The organism is Haemophilus paracuniculus (genome assembly GCF_002015115.1).
Lineage (GTDB): Bacteria > Pseudomonadota > Gammaproteobacteria > Enterobacterales > Pasteurellaceae > Haemophilus_E > Haemophilus_E paracuniculus.
The window spans coordinates 248855-266280 of the sequence record NZ_MUYA01000004.1 but is presented as its reverse complement, the minus strand read 5'-3'; the positions used below and the strand labels follow the sequence as shown (position 1 = coordinate 266280).

Here is a 17426-nt window from a genome sequence, read left to right as displayed (position 1 = left end):
ATTTACAAACAAAAGGAAAAATTATGGGATTTAAATGTGGTATTGTCGGTTTACCAAACGTGGGAAAATCGACCCTTTTCAACGCCTTAACCAAAGCAGGGATTGAGGCGGCAAACTATCCATTCTGTACCATTGAGCCGAACACGGGCGTAGTGCCGATGCCTGATCCTCGTTTGGATAAATTGGCGGAAATCGTTAAACCTGAGCGTGTGTTGCCAACCACAATGGAATTTGTGGACATCGCAGGCCTGGTGGCAGGGGCGAGTAAGGGCGAGGGTTTAGGTAATAAATTCCTTGCCAACATTCGTGAAACGGACGCGATCGGACACGTTGTGCGTTGTTTTGAGAATGATGACATCGTTCACGTTGCAGGCAAAATCGACCCTGCGGACGATATTGAAATCATCAACACCGAATTGGCGTTGGCGGATTTGGATAGCTGCGAACGGGCGATCCAACGCTTACAAAAACGAGCCAAAGGCGGCGACAAAGACGCGAAATTTGAGCTATCAATTATGGAAAAAATCCTGCCAGTGCTTGAAAATGCAGGAATGATCCGCTCTGTGCCGTTAGACAAAGACGAATTACACGCCATCAAAGGCTACAACTTCCTTACGCTCAAACCTGTGATGTACATCGCCAACGTGAACGAAGACGGTTTTGAAAATAACCCATACCTCGACCGCGTGCGTGAAATCGCCGAAAAAGAGGGGGCAGTGGTTGTGCCTGTGTGTGCCGCGATTGAAGCGGAAATCGCAGAATTGGAAGACGAAGAAAAAGTCGAATTTTTACAAGATCTCGGTATTGAAGAACCGGGTTTGAACCGCGTGATCCGTGCAGGTTACGCCTTGCTCAACTTGCAAACCTACTTCACCGCTGGCGTAAAAGAAGTGCGTGCGTGGACGGTCTCAGTCGGGGCAACCGCACCAAAAGCTGCCGCTGTGATCCACACCGACTTCGAGCGAGGCTTTATCCGTGCCGAAGTGATTGCCTACGATGATTTCATCCAATACAAAGGCGAAAACGGGGCGAAAGACGCAGGAAAATGGCGTTTAGAGGGCAAGGATTATATCGTGCAAGACGGCGATGTAATGCACTTCCGTTTTAACGTTTAATCGCAAAAATTCACATCAATCTAACCGCTTGTTTCTCACAAGCGGTTATTTTTTAAGGAAAATCCAATGGCTGATCCGCATATTCAATCCCCCCTTGATGTTTGGGATAAACTCACCGTCATCTGCTACCGCTCGGGCTTTGTGGTCGCAACCCTAATGCTCGCCCTGTTGCCCTATTTTCCCAACCTCGCCCAACTTGGGCTACTGATCGCAGGCACAATGCTGGCTTCCTCGCTACACATTTACCTCAAACCTATCCGCTTCACGTTCCAATTCGCAATGTGGATCGGCTTGCTCTGCCAAATTTTCGGCGTGCCAACCCTCGCCCTCGGGGCGGCTTTGTTAGTGATCGGCGGATTATGCTACAAAGAATACTTCTGCTTCCGCATTTTTGGCTTAGCCGCTCAACCGATTTTGCTCGCACTATTATGGCTCGCCACCGTGGCGGAAATCCCCCTCGCCCAAATCATCCTCTCGACAATCGCCAGCCTGTTATTGCTGATCCTCAGCATCCAAAAATGGCGAATGCCACTGCATTTTGATATTGGGGATAAGGGGAAGTATCAGGTTTAGATAGTTCCGTTGGGTAATTGAAATTTAAAAAAATCTTACAAAATCGTGAAATTTCTTTAAAGGATCATTGTCTTAGCCTTGAATTTTGGCAGCATTGCCATTAAATTGCGGTTTCGGCATTGCCGAATTGACTTTGACTACGGAGAACAAAACATTATGGCAAAAAGAGTTATCCTCTTTCTATTAACGAACTTAGCGATCACCTTTGTTTTGGGGATCGTGCTTAACATTATTTTCAGCGTAACGGGCATTGACAGCCGTGGCACGGGCGGTATTTTAGTAATGTCGCTCTTATTCGGTTTTGCAGGCTCGTTAATTTCATTATTCCTATCAAAAACGATGGCGTTGCGTTCGGTGGGGGCGGAAGTGATTCAACAGCCTCGCAATCAAGCCGAGCAATGGTTATTTGACACGGTCAAACGCCAATCGCAACAGGCGAACATTCCAATGCCTGATATTGCGATTTACCACTCGGCGGATGTAAATGCCTTTGCGACAGGGGCGACCAAAAGCAATTCACTTGTAGCGGTCAGTACGGGCTTGCTTAACGCAATGACCGAAGATGAAGCCGAAGCGGTGGTGGCACACGAAATCGCCCACATTGCCAACGGCGATATGGTAACAATGACCTTACTACAAGGGATTTTGAATACTTTCGTAATTTTCTTCGCACGCATTATCTCAACCCTCGCGGCAGGCGGTCGTGATGAAAACGGTAATTCCACCTCAAATACCCTCGTGTTCTGGGTGGTGGATATCGTGTTGCAAATGGTGTTCGGCGTAGTAGCGACAATGATCGCAATGTGGTTCTCGCGTTACCGTGAGTTCCGTGCGGACGCAGGTTCAGCCCAATTAGTCGGCAAAGAGAAAATGATTGCGGCTTTACAACGCTTGCAAAATGTACACGAACCACAAGAAATGCAAGGCTCACTCGCTGCCTTTATGATCAACGGTGGACGCACCAAAGAACTCTTTATGAGCCACCCACCGCTTGAAAAACGTATTGAAGCGTTGAGAAATCTTTAATTCTTCGCACAAAAAATGCCAGCTTTTGCTGGCATTTTTGTTTGACAATGGGTAGGAAAATTTCTCAGATCTCATCAATCCTAATGCCCACTCAACACTTTCGCAGGTTCGAGTTTTGAAGCACGAACTGCAGGGTAGAGGCTTGCCAAGAGGCTGAGGATTAAGGTGGCGAGTAGCACCCAGACCACATCTAGCCAGTTTAATTCACTGGGTAGGAAATCGACAAAATAGACCCCGTCTGAGAGCAGTTTCACGCCGAAGAAATTTTCGAGGGATTTGATGATGTTGGTTAAATTTAAAGCGACAATCACGCCGAGGATAATGCCACAAATCGCCCCTTTCATTCCCGACAGCAAACCATACCAGAGGAAAATTTTCTGGATAAAACGGTTGTTCGCCCCGAGGGTTCGCATAATCGCAATGTCGCCCTGTTTGTCTTTAACCGCCATAATCAGGGTGGAAATAATGTTGAAACACGCTACGCCGATCACCAGCACCATTGCGATATACATCACCACCCGAATCAGCTGGATGTCGTTATACATATAGCCAAATTTTTCGACCCACGTCTCTAAATAGAGGGGCTGCGGATAGTTTCGCAATTCAGGCAGGGCAAGATTGCGTGCCTCAAATGGCGTTTTTAACGCAAGTTCTAAGCCCGACACTTGGTTTGGCTGATATTCCAACAGCTCTTGGGCTTTGCTTAATGGCAGCAGGGCGTAACTATGGTCGAGTTGCCCCTCTAAACGCAAAATCCCCGTAATAGGTAGCGAAAAGCGTAGTGGTTGAGCCAATGAGCCGTCTTCGGTGGCTTGCGGTAGCAACAGCGTAACTTCATCGCCTACCGCCACATCAAGGGCTTTGGCGATGCCAGAACCTAACACCAAACCGCCCTCTTTGTGGAACGCTTGCCACTGTTCGGTTGGCACAAATTGCCCTAACTGGCTCACTTGATCTTGCTTGGCGGGATCAACCCCTCGCACTTGGGCGATTTTCAGTTGCGAGCCGTTTTCAATCAAGCCCGTAAAGGTAACAAATGGCGAAGTGGCAACCACGTTCGGGCTTTGTTGCACAAGGCTTTCGAGGGTGTTGAGATCCTCAATCGGCTGGGCTTCATTCATTGCATAAGAGCGTAACTCCGCGTGCGGCACAACGGAAAGCACCCGCTGGTTCAGCTCTCGCTCAAAACCGTTCATCGCACTCAACCCAACGATTAACACCGCCACGCCCAACGCAATACCAATGCTGGAAAACAGCGAAATCAGCGACACAAGGCGATTTTTCTGCTTGCCTCGTTGATAACGCCAGCTAATAAAAAACGGGGCATTCATTTAATTGCCCTCACGCAGAACGCCGTCCTGCATAATCAAACGGCGAGAGAGTTTATCGGCTAATTTCAAATCGTGGGTTACCAGCAAGAATGCGATATTTTGCTCACGGTTGAGCTGTTGAATCAGCTCAAAAATGCTTTCGGTGGTTTTCTGGTCGAGGTTGCCCGTTGGCTCATCGGCAAGCACCAACGCAGGATTATTCACCAACGCCCGAGCAATCGCCACCCGTTGCCGTTCCCCCCCCGAAAGTGCCGAAGGGCGGTGGCTAATTCTGTGCGATAATCCCACCGCTTGTAGCATTTTTTCGGCACGATCCCGAGCTTCGCCCTTATTGTGGCTACCGATTAACATCGGCATCATTACATTTTCAAGGGCGGTAAAATCCGCCATTAAGTGATGAAATTGATAGACGAAACCTAAATTTTGATTCCGCAACTGGGCGAGCTGGTTGCTGCTCAATTTTTGTAGCGATTGCCCCTTAATAAACACCTCGCCTTGGCTAGGCTGATCCAAGCCGCCGAGCGTGTGCAATAGGGTACTTTTGCCCGACCCCGAGCTACCCACAATCGCCACCAATTCGCCCGCTTGCATTGCGAAAGAAACCTCTTTCAACACCTGCACCGCTTGCTCGCCCTCTTGATAAAATTTACTGATTTTTTCGCAGCGTAATAATTCGGTCATTATTTATTCTCTACTAATTTAATCAAATCTTCCTCACTCAACACCGCCACGCCGAGTTCTTGGGCTTTGGCGAGTTTTGAGCCTGCTTTTTCGCCGGCGATGAGGTAGTCGGTTTTGCTGGAAACACTGCCCGATACTTTACAGCCGAGCTGTTGTAGCAAGGCTTTGGCTTCATCACGAGTAAGTTGGGTCAGCGTTCCAGTCAGCACCACATTTTTGCCTTTGAGCGGATTATCGGCGATTTCCTGTTGCACCACCGCCTGCCAGCTCACGCCACAAGCGATGAGATCTTCCACTACTTCCACATTGTGCGGTTCTTGCCAGAATTGGAAAAGACGGTTTGCCACCACTTCCCCCACATCTTGCACCTCTTTCAGTTGGTCGAGGTTGGCGGTGCGGATCGCGTCCAACGTGCCGAAGTGGTTGGCGAGGTTTTGGGCGGTTGCCTCGCCCACATCACGGATCCCCAACGCAAATAAAAAGCGAGCGAGGGTGGTTTGTTTGGCTTTTTCGATGCTTTGTAAGGCATTATTCGCCGATTTTTCCCCCATTCGATCCAATCGCATTAGGGTGGTGTGATCGAGTTTGAACAGGTCGGCAGGGGTGCGGACAAGCTCACGTTCCATTAACTGTTCGATCAATTTTTCGCCCACGCCGTCAATGTCCATCGCCTTGCGTGAAACGAAATGTTTTAACGCCTCTTTGCGTTGGGCTTCGCAGAATAAGCCGCCCGTGCAGCGTGCCACCGCCTCGCCCTCAACTCGCACTACCGCCGAGCCACAGACAGGACAAGCGGTCGGAAATTCGATTTTTTTCGCATTGGCAGGACGGCGTTCCGCCACGATCCCGATAATTTGCGGAATCACATCGCCAGCACGGCGGACGATCACCGTATCGCCAATCGCAATCCCTAAGCGAGCGATCTCATCGCCGTTGTGTAGGGTCGCATTGCTGACGGTTACACCCGCCACAAACACAGGTTCGAGCTTGGCGACAGGGGTAATCGCCCCCGTGCGACCGACCTGAAATTCCACATCATTGAGGATCGTCATTTCCTCTTGGGCAGGGAATTTGTAAGCAATTGCCCAACGAGGGGCTTTGGAAATAAAGCCAAGCTGATTTTGCAGGGCGATCTGGTTCACTTTCAGCACCGTGCCGTCAATATCGTAGCCGAGGGTTGGGCGTTTGGCTTGAATCTCGGCATAGAAAGCGGTCAATTCCTGATAATTTTTTGCCAGACGGATTTCCGCATTAACGGGAATGCCGAGGGATTTGAGCCATTGCAACCGCTCAAAATGGGTGTCGGGCAAGGGCTGTTCGCCCTCGTAAACGCCGACCCCATAAGCGTTGAGGGTGAGCGGACGCTGACGGGTGATTTTCGGATCGAGCTGACGCAACGAGCCAGCCGCCGCATTGCGAGGGTTGGCAAAGGTTTTTTCGCCCTTTTCCAACGCTTTGCGGTTGAGTTCCTCAAAGCCCTGTTGCGGCATAAACACCTCGCCCCGCACTTCCAAGCGAGCAGGGGGATTTTGCCCTTGCAAGCGTAGCGGAATGTTGCGAATGGTGCGAATGTTGGCGGTGATGTCCTCGCCCGTTGTGCCATCGCCTCTTGTCGCCGCTTGGGTTAGCACGCCGTTCACATACAAAATACTCACGGCTAAACCGTCTAATTTTGGCTCACAACAAAATTCGATTTGGTCGGCGTTGAGCCCAATCCGATCTTCAATTCGCTTTAAGAAAGCGGTCAGATCCTCGTCCGAAAAACCGTTATCGAGGGACAACATCGGAATTTCGTGGGTGATTTGAGCGAAACCGTCCAACGGCTTCGCCCCCACCCGTTGGGTTGGCGAATCGGCGGTGATCAGCTCGGGATATTGCCATTCAAGGTTTTTCAGCTCGTTGAACAAGCGGTCATATTCCGAATCGGACACGAGGGGATTATCCAAAACGTGATAGTGATATTCGTATTCACGCAGTTGGGTTCTTAATCTATCTAATTGATTTTGAATAGAATTTTGGTCGAATAGTGGCATTTTTGAAACTTAGAAAAGAAATCCCCCAACGCAGGCAAGGCGAAATCAGTGAAACCTTGCGATGCGAGGGGGATTGAGGACTAATGAGGCTGACGTAATTTGGCTAAATAACGGTAGCGAGAGTCTTCATCAAAGACATTTCCTTGATCATCAACCACCCAACCGTTGAGGGCTTGGGCGAGATCTTTCGCATCGTTTAATAGCTGGTTGAAATTGACGAGATCATTTCCCGCAGACGGCAGATACATAAAGAAAATCAACCCTGCGGTGCTTAATTGATGAATTTGGGTTAAATCAAACACCCCTGGGTTGTAGGCGTTGGCGACACTATACACCACGGGGCTGGCACTTGTGCCGTCAATGTGGCGGTGGAAAAGATTGCTCTCGCCATACAAGAAACCGAGATTTTCCAACTGTTTAACAAACTCGCTGCCCGCAAACACTTGCCCTTGGCTCGCCATTACATAAAGCTGAATTTGATTTGCAGGGATCGCTGGCTCTGGTTCAGGTTCTGGCTGCGATTGTTGTGGCTGAATTTGCACTTGAATTTCAGGCTGAGGTGCGGTTTGCTCAATGTTCGGTTGAGCATTGTTGAGCTGAACGTTTTGTTGCGGGGCAACTTGATCTGACAAACGCACCTGAATCTTACCGAGTTCTTTCTCAATGTCTTGTTGCACGGATTCTTGCGGTAAAGTGTCCCCTTGCATTGGGGAATAATCCGCAATGGGCGAAGCACCAAAATTTTGCTCAGACGGTGGTGCAACAGAAAGCGGATTTTCTTGTCCAAAGGACGGATTTGGCTGGGGTTGAGAAGAAAAACTGTTTGAAAAAACACGAGATTTTTCTTTGCGATGACTGAAAATCGTCCAGCCCGCCACGATTAAGGCTAATAAAACACCAAAAACAATCAGCAACGTATCAATATTTTCCATTGGATCCTCGTTAAAATGTCATTTTGGAACGGATTTGCGTTTGCGATAAAAGGGTGCATAGCTTACCATATTTGTGAAAAATTGATCATTAAATTTAAAGGATGTTTATGAATCGTACCCCTTTTCCTCAACCGCAAAACCAAGTGGAATCAGGCTTTCACTATTTTATTTACGGTTGGAAATTATTGTTTCAGCGTGAATTTTTACCTTTCGTGATTTTCCCGATTGCGATCAACGCCATAATAATGATTGGCTTGATTTGGCTATTCTTTTCGTCCATCGGCGGCTTGCTCGACAGCTTTCTACCAAGTTGGTTAGAGTGGCTAAGTTTTGTGCTTATCCCATTGATTTTCCTAATGATTTTGGTCGCATTTTATTTTGCGTTCACCACCCTCGCCAACTTTGTCGCAGCCCCTTTCAATGCCTTATTGGCGGAAAAAGTCGAATTGCAACTCACGGGCGAACCGCTGGGCGACACTTCCCTAATGGGCGTGCTAAAAGATGTGCCTCGAATGTTAAAGCGTGAGTGGCAAAAAATGATGTACAGCCTGCCACGTTTGATTGCCCTGTTTTTTCTCGGTTTCCTACCCCTTGTTGGGCAAACCGTTGTGCCGATTTTAGCTTTTGCGTTCGGCTCGTGGCTGATTGCGATTCAGTATTGCGATTACCCGTTCGACAACCACAAAATCCAATTCCAACGAATGCGAAACGCCCTTTACCAACAACGCACAATGAATTTCACCTTTGGGGCGTTGGTCAGCATTTTCACGATGTTGCCTTTCATCAACCTCGTGGTAATGCCCGTTGCCGTCTGCGGTGCAACCGCAATGTGGGTAAAAGAATACCGCCGATTCTTCCTCGACAATCCCCACAGCGAATTTGCCAACGCCGATTACACCACCTCAAAAACCACTGCCGTCAGCACAGAAATCCGATCTAATCGCGTAATTCCAAAATAAAATTAAAAAAGCCTCAAATTTTAATTTGAGGCTTTTTTATCACGGATTAAATAATAAATTTATTAAATTTTTTCCAACCCCGCCACCTTCGCAATCAGCCACTTTATCCCATTTTGTACAAAAGCAATTTGCAGGCGGGTTTGGTCGCCGGAGCCTTCGACGTTGATGATTGTGCCTTGTCCGAATTTGCTATGACGGACTTTTTTCCCCATTTTCCACTCATTTTCCGTTTGCAATGGGTTGCAAGCGGGCTGATTTCGTGGATTTTTTGCAAAGGGGCTGAAATTCGCTGGGCGGTTGATGTTGCCACGCAGGCGGATTTCACGGATATGCTGTTCGGGTAATTCGGCGATAAAGCGAGACGGAATATGCCGTTCTTCTTTGCCGTACAAGCGGCGACTTTCCGCATAGCTGATCGTCAATTTGCGTTTGGCTCGGGTAATGCCGACATAGGCGAGGCGGCGTTCTTCCTGCAATCGCCCTTCGTCAAAGCTCATTCCGCTTGGGAAAATCCCCTCTTCCACCCCGACCATAAACACTCTCGGAAATTCTAAGCCTTTTGCCGAGTGCAAGGTCATTAACTCAACATAATCCTGATGCGGCGAGGCTTGGGCTTCACCCGCTTCGAGGGACGCGTGGGTGAGGAAAGCGGTCAGATCCGTGAGATCTTCTGCTTCATCGGGCTTGCTAAATTGACGGGCGGCGGTAACCAGTTCTTCCAAGTTTTCGATCCGCACTTCACCCTTTTCGCCTTTTTCTTGCTGATACATTGCGTATAAACCCGATTTTTTGATCACAAAATCGGTCTGCTCGAACAGTGCCATTTCGCTGGTTTCTTGCTCTAAGGCGTTGATCAATTCGGTAAATCGCAACAGGGCGGACGAAGCTCTGCCCGTGAGCATTTCCTCTTTGATCGCCACTTGGATCGCTTGCCAGAGCGTGATTTGACGTTGGCGAGTGAGCTGGCGTAAGGTGTCGAGGGTGCGGTCGCCAATGCCACGCGGTGGGGTGTTGATCACCCGTTCAAAGGCGGCATCGTCTTGGCGGTTGGCGATTAAACGTAGGTACGCCAACGCATCTTTGATCTCTTGACGCTCGAAGAATCGCATTCCGCCGTAAATACGGTAAGGAATGTTGGCTTGGATCAAGGCTTCTTCAATCACACGAGATTGGCTGTTGCTGCGGTAAAGCACCGCACATTCGTTCAGCTCGCCCTCGTCTTCTTTCCATTGTTTGATCTGCGAAGCCACGAAGCGAGCTTCGTCTAACTCATTGAACGCACAATAAATTTCGACAGGATCTCCCTCGCCTTGATCCGTCCATAAATTTTTGCCGAGGCGGTTATCGTTGTTGGCGATCAAGCCGTTCGCCGCCGACAAAATATGCCCCGTTGAGCGGTAATTTTGTTCAAGGCGAATGGTTTGGGCATTCGGGTAATCATTGAGAAAACGCTGGATATTTTCCACCTGCGCCCCTCGCCAGCCGTAAATCGACTGATCATCATCGCCCACGATCATCACTTTGCTGGTGTCGCCCGCCAACAAGCGGATTAAATCATATTGAATGTTGTTGGTATCTTGGAACTCGTCAATCAAAATATGCTGAAAACGCTCACGGTAGCGGTGCAAAATCGGTGGTTTAAATTTGAATAATTCGTAGGCACGGATCAACAATTCGGCAAAATCCAACAAGCCTGCACGGTCGCAAGCGTCTTGATAGATTTGGTAGATTTCGACTAATTTTTTCTCGTTCGGATCATTGCCGTGATCGATGTGGCTTGGTCGCAAGCCCTTATCTTTTTGAGCGTTGATATACCACGCGACCTGTTTCGGCGGAAAATGTTTCTCGTCAATGTTATGCAGTTTCAACAACCGTTTGAGCAAGCGTTGTTGATCCTCGCTATCCATAATTTGGAAATCTTGCGGCAGGTCGGCATCCAGATAGTGCGAACGCAACAGGCGGTTGGCAATGCTATGGAAAGTGCCGACCCACATTCCAAACAGGCGGTGATCGCTGGTTTGCGACAGGGTATGCTCAATGCGGTGCCGCATTTCAGCGGCGGCTTTGTTGGTAAAGGTAACGGCGAGAATGTTCGATTCTGGCACATTTTCCACCCCAATCAGCCACGCAATGCGGTGGGTTAGCACCCGCGTTTTGCCCGAACCAGCCCCCGCCAACACCAAATAATTCCCCAAGGGTGCTGCCACCGCTTCCCGTTGTTTATCGTTCAAACCGTCTAATAATAAAGAAAAATCCATCGCTTGCTCTTAATGTACTTTTATACAGTGGGCGGTATTATAGATCAAATTCGCCTTGCAAGCGGGCTGATTTTGAAAAATTTTGCAAAAAAATGTGGGAAATCTAACCGCTTGCTATTGTTTTTTAAGGCGGGAAAATTTACCATTAGCACGTTTTTTAAGTTTCATAAAACTTACTTTTGTTAAACAAAACCTTAATAGGAAATTAAAAATGATCAAAAATTTAGCAAAATTAACCGCAGTGGCGGCAACTTCAATGATGTTAGCAGGCTGTTTCTCAGCAAAAAGCATCAACCTTGACGCACCAGCCCCAGCGGTAGCACCTGCACCAGCTAAACCAGCGAAAGAGTACACTTTAAGTGGCGACTTCTTATTTGATTTCGACAAATCAAACTTATCTGCACAAGGTAAATCAACCTTAAACCGCATCGCACAAGAGCTTAAAGCAGCAGGTTCAAGCAAAGTGGTTGTTACTGGTTACACTGACCGTTTAGGTTCAGCGGCTTACAACTTAAAACTTTCACAAGAGCGTGCTAACACAGCGAAAGCATACTTACAAGCACAAGGCGTGAAAGCGAAAATCTCTGCGGTAGGTCGTGGTAAAGCAAACCAAGTGAAAGCATGTAACGGCGTTTCAGGCGATGCGTTAAAAGCGTGCTTAAAACCAAACCGTCGTGTTCACATCAAAGCAAACTAATTTTTAGTTTCAACAAAGAAAACCGCCATTTTTGGCGGTTTTTTTGTAAGTATGATTTAACTTTTTTCAGAACCTTGTAGAATATAGGCGTTTTTCTTAACGAAAAGGAAGTGCAAATGGCAATTTTAGTAACAGGTGGTGCAGGTTATATCGGTTCACATACGGCGGTGGAATTATTGAACGCTGGGCGTGAGATCGTGGTGTTAGATAATTTGCACAATTCATCGGAAGTTTCCCTCGAACGTGTCAAACAGATTACGGGCAAAGATTTTCCGTTTTACAAGGGCGATATTTTAGATCGTGAAATCCTGCGTAAAATTTTTGCGGAACACAACATCGAATCGGTGATCCATTTCGCTGGCTTGAAAGCGGTGGGCGAAAGCGTGCAAAAGCCGTTGTTCTACTACGAAAATAACGTAGGCGGTTCGATTGTGTTGGTGGAAGAAATGTTGAAAGCAGGGGTGAACACCATTGTGTTTAGCTCGTCCGCCACTGTTTACGGCACACCGAAAGCAGTGCCTATTACCGAAGATTTTGGGGTAGGTGGCACGACCAATCCATACGGCACGTCCAAATATATGGTTGAGAGAGTGTTGGAAGATACGGTCAAAGCCAATCCGCAATTTAGTGCGGTGATCCTACGTTATTTCAATCCTGTTGGGGCACACGCAAGCGGTTTGATCGGCGAAGATCCGAATGGCATTCCCAACAACCTAATGCCATTTATCAGCCAAGTGGCGGTGGGCAAATTGTCGCAACTGTCCGTGTTTGGTGGCGACTACCCAACCCAAGACGGCACGGGCGTGCGAGATTATATCCACGTGGTCGATTTAGCGATTGGGCATTTGAAATCCCTTGAAAAACATCAGGATCACGCAGGTTTACATATCTACAACTTGGGAACAGGCGTAGGCTATTCGGTGCTGGATATGGTCAAAGCCTTTGAGAAAGTGAATGAAATCGCCGTGCCGTACAAAATCGTCGATCGCCGTGCGGGGGATATTGCCGAATGTTATTCCGACTCTCGCAAAGCCCTTGACGTGCTAGGCTGGAAAACGGAACGTGATCTCGACCAAATGATGAAAGATACGTGGAATTGGCAGAAAAATAACCCGAACGGCTACAAAAGCTCACAATAAGGATAAATGATGACCACCACCAAACCCTCAATTTGGCAACAAATTTTCACTAAAAATATGTTGCTCTGTATTTTCACGGGATTTAGCTCAGGCTTACCGCTCTATGTGCTATACCAACTCGTACCAGCTTGGCTAAGATCAAATAGTGTAGATCTTAAAACCATTGGTTTTTTTACTTTGATTGGGTTTCCTTACACTTGGAAATTCATTATTTCGCCACTACTTGACCGTTACTACCCCAATTTCCTCGGTCGCCGCCGCAGTTGGATGTTCCTCACTCAAATCTGTTTGCTTGCTCTGTTAGCTTTGCTTGGGCAATTTAACCCTGTCGAAAGCATTTCAACGGTGGCAATTATTTCAACTGCGATTGCGGTGTTCTCAGCGGTGCAAGATATTGTGATTGATGCTTACCGCCGTGAAATTTTAAGCGATGAAGAACTTGGTGGCGGTAATTCATTACATATTGCGGCATATCGTTTTTCAAGTTTAATCCCAGGTGGGCTAGCGTTAATTTTATCCGATTATATTAGTTGGGATAAAACATTTATTTTTACAGCATTATTTATGCTTCCTGGTATTGCTCTTTCCCTTTTCTTAGCCAAAGAACCAGATGTACCACACATTGATCGCTCAATACCGTTCTATAAAGCATTTACTTTGCCATTTAAAGAGTTTTTCCAGCGTAAAGGCATATATGCAGGTTTGGGATTTATCTTATTTATTTTCTTATATAAATTCGGTGATTCCCTAGCTACATCATTACAAACCGCCTTTATTTTAGATATGGGATTTAGTCGCACCCATTTAGGCACTGTTGTAAAATTCTTTTCCTTAGGCTCGGTCATCTTAGCTGGAATGTTAGGTTGGCTAATTGCAAATAAATTAGGGCTTAACCGAGCATTATGGATATTTGGATTTGTTCAGCTGGTAACAATACTAGGCTTTGTTTGGTTATCAAGTTTTGGTAAATTTGAAACTGTTGGTACTTATGAAATTGTGCTTTTAGCGATTGTTATTAGTGGCGAATATATAGGGGTTGGCTTAGGGAGTGCAGCATTTGCAGCATTTATGGCAAAAGAAACAAATCGACTTTATAGTGCCACCCAACTCGCGATTTTTACCAGCCTTTCCGCCATTCCGAGCAAAATTTTCGGGGCGTTCTCGGGCGTATTGGTTGAAAACTACGGCTATTACACTTTCTTCTGGATCTGCTTCGTGGTCGGTATCCCTGGAATGTTAATGCTATTCAAAATCGCCCCTTGGCATCAAACCAGCAAATAATCCTTAACCCCTTGCCCAGCAAGGGGTTTCTTTTTCGCCCTTGCAAGGGATAGGATTTCGTGAAATTTCGTAAAATCCTACCCCTTGCATAAAGTTCCCAAAAATTTTTGTAAATGAAATTGACTTGCATTTGCAAATTATGTAAATTGCGAACTATTCTTATTTCCGCAATTTTCAGGAGAACCCAATGCGATTCAATTTAACCAAACTCGCCGCTGCTGTGGTGGTGGCGACCAGCTCAATGGCGTATGCCGAAACTGTTACCCAACTTGATGAAATTGTTGTTACCGCTGAGGTGCAAGGTAAACAATCGTTAGGGGTGTCGAATATCAGTAAGGAAGATTTAGAAAAACGCCCTGTACAGAACGATCTGTCCGAAGTGTTACGCACAATGCCAGGAGTAAACTTGACGGGCAACGCCGCAGGATCAGCTCGCGGTAACAAACGCCAAATTGATGTGCGTGGAATGGGGCCTGAAAATACCTTGATTTTGATTGATGGCAGACCTGTAACCTCACGTAACGCCGAGCGTTACGGTCGTTCGGGCGAGCGAAACACCCGAGGCGACAGCAACTGGGTGCCAGCGGAAATGATTGAGTCGATTGAAGTGCTGCGTGGTCCTGCCGCTGCTCGTTATGGTTCGGGGGCGATGGGCGGAGTGGTGAATATCAAAACCAAACCCGCCACCAACGAATTTCACGGTAGCCTAAATTACTACACCAACCAACCGCAAGATAGCAAAGAAGGCGCAACCAACCGCGTTGGCTTTGCGTTTAGCGGTCCGTTAATTAAAGATAAATTGGCGTTTCGTCTCTACGGCAACTGGAACAAAACCGATGCCGATTCCGCCAATATCAACGCACAATATAATGATCTTTCCGCCCAAGCTCGCAGCCGCAATAACGCCAAATTTATTGCAGGACGTGAGGGGGTGCGTAACAAAGATATTGCAGGGCGTATTGATTGGAATGTTACCGATAACCAAAAAGTCAGTATCGACATTAGCAACAGCCGTCAAGGGAATATCTACAACGGCGATACCCAAACCAGCTCGGGCGGCAACATTGGCGTTACTTCGGCGTTAAATGGACAAGAAACTGCCCGCTTGTATCGCCAAAGCTATGCGATTACCCACACGGGCAAATATGGTTGGGGGGATAGCAAACTTGGGTTTAGCTGGGATCGTACCACCAACAGCCGCTTGAAAGAAGCCTTAACAGGGAACATTGAGGGGGCTTATGCACCGGCAAGCCGTAATCCAAACGAGACAAGAGCCAGTGGGTTCAGCGACAGTGTCTTAAAAAATTCCCGTTTAAATGGCGAACTCAATATTCCATTTACACTCGGTTTCGATCAAATGCTCACCATCGGGGCGGAATTTGCACAAACCAAACTCGATGATGGTGCTTCAACCAGTCAAAGTCTTGTGGCAAAAACCAATCGAAGAACAGGGCAGGAAACACCTGATAGCTACGCAGGCATTGGGCAAAATCGCACGGGATTGATTAAACGCACCGAATGGGCGGTGTTCCTTGAAGATAATATCGCCGCCAGCGACCGCACTTTCGTTACCCCAGCTGTTCGCTACAATTACAGCGATGACGCAGGCTCAGTGGTAACAGGGGGCTTAAATGTGGCACATAACATTACCGACAACCTCAAAATCAAAGGCGGTGTGGCACGTGCATTCAAAAATCCAAACCTCTATCAAGCCAACCCGAACTATATGATTTATAGTAACGGAAGAAGTTGCCGAATCTTGCCAGAAGGCTTTGTGCCTTGCTACTTGCTCGGCTCGGCGGATCTCAAACCAGAAATCAGCTGGAACAAAGAGATTGGCTTAGAATATAGCAAAGACGATTTCACCGCGTCAGTTGCCTACTTCAACAATGACTACCGCAATAAAATTATCGCAGGTACAGAAGCGATTGCGATCACCAGTGCAGGTCGAGAAGTTTATCAATGGAAGAACGCCAAACGTGCGATTGTTGAGGGTGTTGAGGGCAATCTCACCCTGCCATTGGTGCAAGACAAATTACGCTTAGTCAATAACTTCACCTATATGATCCAATCGAAAGATAAAGAGACGGGCAATCCGCTTTCGATCATTCCAAAATATACGCTAAATTCAAGCCTAAATTGGACACCAACCGAAGCCTTTGATGCGAATTTGACCTACACCCAATATGGTCGCCAAAAACCTCGCACCGTGGCAACTACACCGCGTGAACAAATGGAACTCAACCCGACCACGCTCGGCAGTTACAGCGTTTGGGGCGTGAACGCAGGTTATAAATGGAACAAAGCGATCAGCGTTCGTGCAGGAGTAAGTAATTTGTTTGACAAACAAATTAAACGTTCAAATGCAGGTGCCGCTACCTACAACCAACCAGGGCGAGCTTACTACGCAAGTGTCAAATACGAGTTCTAATCCAACTCAACCAAATCAAGGGGCGAAAGCCCCTTTTGTTTTTTTACAAGCGGACAGTTTTAAGATTGATTGTGAAGTAAAAAACCGAACAATTTGTTCGGTTTTTTTGTGATTAGATTTGAGTCATTAGCCGTTGATATTCAACCATTCCCGCAATTTGGGCTTGCAGTAAATAAGGGTTATATAAACTACGGTTGCGTTCGGTGTTTTCCATTAGAATGCCGAAGCCGTTTAAGCCGTTGAATGGGTAGAAAATAAAGTCTAAATCGGATTCTTTGATGAAATCTTCAATCGCGGTTAAAACGCCGTTTTTCTCGCCGCCTTCGTGTAAGGCGTTGGCGAAACCTGCGTTGAAGCGGCTGGTTGGCGAGAGTTCGTTTTGGTTCGGCACCATTCCCATTTTGGCGTGGGGTTGCACAAATTCGGCAGGGACGTTGCTCGGGTTGTAATACATATCACGGCGTCCGTAAGGCCAGCCGATGTCGTGGAAAAAGCAGATCGGGAAAGGGTTATTTTGTTCTTTGCTTTTTGCTGCGATGGATTTTAATTCGTTGAAAACGGTGTACCAGTTGTGGTCGCCGTCAATAAGGGCGATGTCGCAGGCGTTGAGTTTCGGCAGGGCTTGCAAGCTGAGTTCGCGAGCCATTGTGAATTTGCCGTTGCTCTGTTTTTCGAGGCTGTCTGCGTCAAATTGTGGGAATGGGTCAATCGCCGTGAAGTGGCAATCGTTATTCACACAATAATTTAGCACTTTAATCGTGTTTAAACCCGTGTCTGAACCAATTTCGATAATGTGCTTTGGTTTGACAATCGGTAAAATCGGGGCGATCGCAATTTCCCAGAAACGTTGCATTTTGTTGTCCTTTCATTTGGTAAGTGTAAAACTTTCCGACTGTAAAAAAAAAAAACAACTCGTCAAGAGGAAAAAAAGCGATTTTGCGGCTTTATTTTTTGATTTTATTTTAACCGA

At 47.1% G+C, this 17426-nt stretch carries 14 protein-coding genes; 8 read left to right on the top strand and 6 right to left on the bottom strand.

Annotated features, from left to right (window positions below; all coding sequences use genetic code 11):
- Positions 1–23 precede the first annotated feature (23 nt).
- From ychF to htpX, 3 genes are all read left to right on the top strand, one after another.
- On the top strand, positions 24–1115 hold the full coding sequence (gene ychF, locus B0187_RS03865; RefSeq protein WP_078236542.1) for a redox-regulated ATPase YchF: 1092 nt from the start codon (positions 24–26) through the stop codon (positions 1113–1115).
- A 66-nt stretch (positions 1116–1181) separates the two neighbouring features.
- A complete protein-coding gene (locus B0187_RS03860; RefSeq protein ID WP_078236541.1) occupies positions 1182–1688 on the top strand; it encodes a DUF2301 domain-containing membrane protein in 507 nt (168 codons plus the stop codon).
- A gap of 156 nt (positions 1689–1844) precedes the next feature.
- Positions 1845–2714 carry a protease HtpX gene (htpX, locus tag B0187_RS03855; RefSeq protein WP_078236540.1) on the top strand — a complete coding sequence of 290 codons (870 nt, stop codon included), beginning with the start codon at positions 1845–1847 and terminating at the stop codon, positions 2712–2714.
- An 80-nt stretch (positions 2715–2794) separates the two neighbouring features.
- On the opposite strand, the gene lolE is transcribed toward htpX, so the two are convergent.
- From lolE to zipA, 4 genes are all read right to left on the bottom strand, one after another.
- Positions 2795–4045: a lipoprotein-releasing ABC transporter permease subunit LolE gene (gene lolE / locus B0187_RS03850; RefSeq protein WP_078236539.1), complete on the bottom strand. Its 1251-nt coding sequence runs from the start codon at positions 4043–4045 to the stop codon at positions 2795–2797.
- Positions 4046–4726 (bottom strand): lipoprotein-releasing ABC transporter ATP-binding protein LolD, encoded by a 681-nt coding sequence (lolD, locus tag B0187_RS03845; RefSeq protein ID WP_078236538.1) that lies wholly within the window; start codon positions 4724–4726, stop codon positions 4046–4048.
- Positions 4726–6759 (bottom strand): NAD-dependent DNA ligase LigA, encoded by a 2034-nt coding sequence (gene ligA, locus B0187_RS03840; RefSeq protein ID WP_078236537.1) that lies wholly within the window; start codon positions 6757–6759, stop codon positions 4726–4728. The genes lolD and ligA overlap by 1 nt, the downstream gene beginning before the upstream one ends.
- Before the next feature lie 80 nt (positions 6760–6839).
- On the bottom strand, positions 6840–7691 hold the full coding sequence (gene zipA / locus B0187_RS03835) for a cell division protein ZipA (RefSeq protein ID WP_078236536.1): 852 nt from the start codon (positions 7689–7691) through the stop codon (positions 6840–6842).
- Positions 7692–7798: 107 nt separating this feature from the next.
- On the opposite strand from zipA, the gene cysZ reads away from it, so the two are divergent.
- Positions 7799–8650 carry a sulfate transporter CysZ gene (gene cysZ, locus B0187_RS03830; RefSeq protein ID WP_078236535.1) on the top strand — a complete coding sequence of 284 codons (852 nt, stop codon included), beginning with the start codon at positions 7799–7801 and terminating at the stop codon, positions 8648–8650.
- A 62-nt stretch (positions 8651–8712) separates the two neighbouring features.
- Here the strand turns inward: cysZ and uvrD are convergent, their stop codons facing one another.
- The gene (gene uvrD / locus B0187_RS03825; RefSeq protein WP_078236534.1) at positions 8713–10908 is read right to left on the bottom strand and encodes a DNA helicase II; all 2196 of its coding nucleotides are present in this window, start codon (positions 10906–10908) and stop codon (positions 8713–8715) included.
- Between the two features lie 211 nt (positions 10909–11119).
- On the opposite strand from uvrD, the gene B0187_RS03820 reads away from it, so the two are divergent.
- From B0187_RS03820 to B0187_RS03805, 4 genes are all read left to right on the top strand, one after another.
- Positions 11120–11605 carry an OmpA family protein gene (locus B0187_RS03820; protein ID WP_078236533.1) on the top strand — a complete coding sequence of 162 codons (486 nt, stop codon included), beginning with the start codon at positions 11120–11122 and terminating at the stop codon, positions 11603–11605.
- Positions 11606–11721: 116 nt separating this feature from the next.
- Entirely contained in the window at positions 11722–12744 is a 1023-nt protein-coding gene (gene galE, locus B0187_RS03815) for a UDP-glucose 4-epimerase GalE (RefSeq protein ID WP_078236532.1), read from the top strand.
- Between the two features lie 9 nt (positions 12745–12753).
- Positions 12754–14025 carry an AmpG family muropeptide MFS transporter gene (locus tag B0187_RS03810; protein WP_078236531.1) on the top strand — a complete coding sequence of 424 codons (1272 nt, stop codon included), beginning with the start codon at positions 12754–12756 and terminating at the stop codon, positions 14023–14025.
- Positions 14026–14212: 187 nt separating this feature from the next.
- Positions 14213–16456: a FepA family TonB-dependent siderophore receptor gene (locus B0187_RS03805; RefSeq protein WP_078236530.1), complete on the top strand. Its 2244-nt coding sequence runs from the start codon at positions 14213–14215 to the stop codon at positions 16454–16456.
- A gap of 112 nt (positions 16457–16568) precedes the next feature.
- On the opposite strand, the gene B0187_RS03800 is transcribed toward B0187_RS03805, so the two are convergent.
- A complete protein-coding gene (locus B0187_RS03800; protein WP_078236529.1) occupies positions 16569–17309 on the bottom strand; it encodes a class I SAM-dependent methyltransferase in 741 nt (246 codons plus the stop codon).
- Positions 17310–17426: the final 117 nt, after the last annotated feature.

Coding starts and splice junctions, on each gene's coding strand:
- ligA (WP_078236537.1), bottom strand. CDS start 6,759: ATGCCACTATTCGACCAAAATTCTATTCAAAATCAATTAGATAGATTA.
- zipA (WP_078236536.1), bottom strand. CDS start 7,691: ATGGAAAATATTGATACGTTGCTGATTGTTTTTGGTGTTTTATTAGCC.
- uvrD (WP_078236534.1), bottom strand. CDS start 10,908: ATGGATTTTTCTTTATTATTAGACGGTTTGAACGATAAACAACGGGAA.
- B0187_RS03800 (WP_078236529.1), bottom strand. CDS start 17,309: ATGCAACGTTTCTGGGAAATTGCGATCGCCCCGATTTTACCGATTGTC.
- B0187_RS03820 (WP_078236533.1), top strand. CDS start 11,120: ATGATCAAAAATTTAGCAAAATTAACCGCAGTGGCGGCAACTTCAATG.
- cysZ (WP_078236535.1), top strand. CDS start 7,799: ATGAATCGTACCCCTTTTCCTCAACCGCAAAACCAAGTGGAATCAGGC.
- lolE (WP_078236539.1), bottom strand. CDS start 4,045: ATGAATGCCCCGTTTTTTATTAGCTGGCGTTATCAACGAGGCAAGCAG.
- ychF (WP_078236542.1), top strand. CDS start 24: ATGGGATTTAAATGTGGTATTGTCGGTTTACCAAACGTGGGAAAATCG.
- B0187_RS03860 (WP_078236541.1), top strand. CDS start 1,182: ATGGCTGATCCGCATATTCAATCCCCCCTTGATGTTTGGGATAAACTC.
- galE (WP_078236532.1), top strand. CDS start 11,722: ATGGCAATTTTAGTAACAGGTGGTGCAGGTTATATCGGTTCACATACG.
- B0187_RS03805 (WP_078236530.1), top strand. CDS start 14,213: ATGCGATTCAATTTAACCAAACTCGCCGCTGCTGTGGTGGTGGCGACC.
- B0187_RS03810 (WP_078236531.1), top strand. CDS start 12,754: ATGACCACCACCAAACCCTCAATTTGGCAACAAATTTTCACTAAAAAT.
- lolD (WP_078236538.1), bottom strand. CDS start 4,726: ATGACCGAATTATTACGCTGCGAAAAAATCAGTAAATTTTATCAAGAG.
- htpX (WP_078236540.1), top strand. CDS start 1,845: ATGGCAAAAAGAGTTATCCTCTTTCTATTAACGAACTTAGCGATCACC.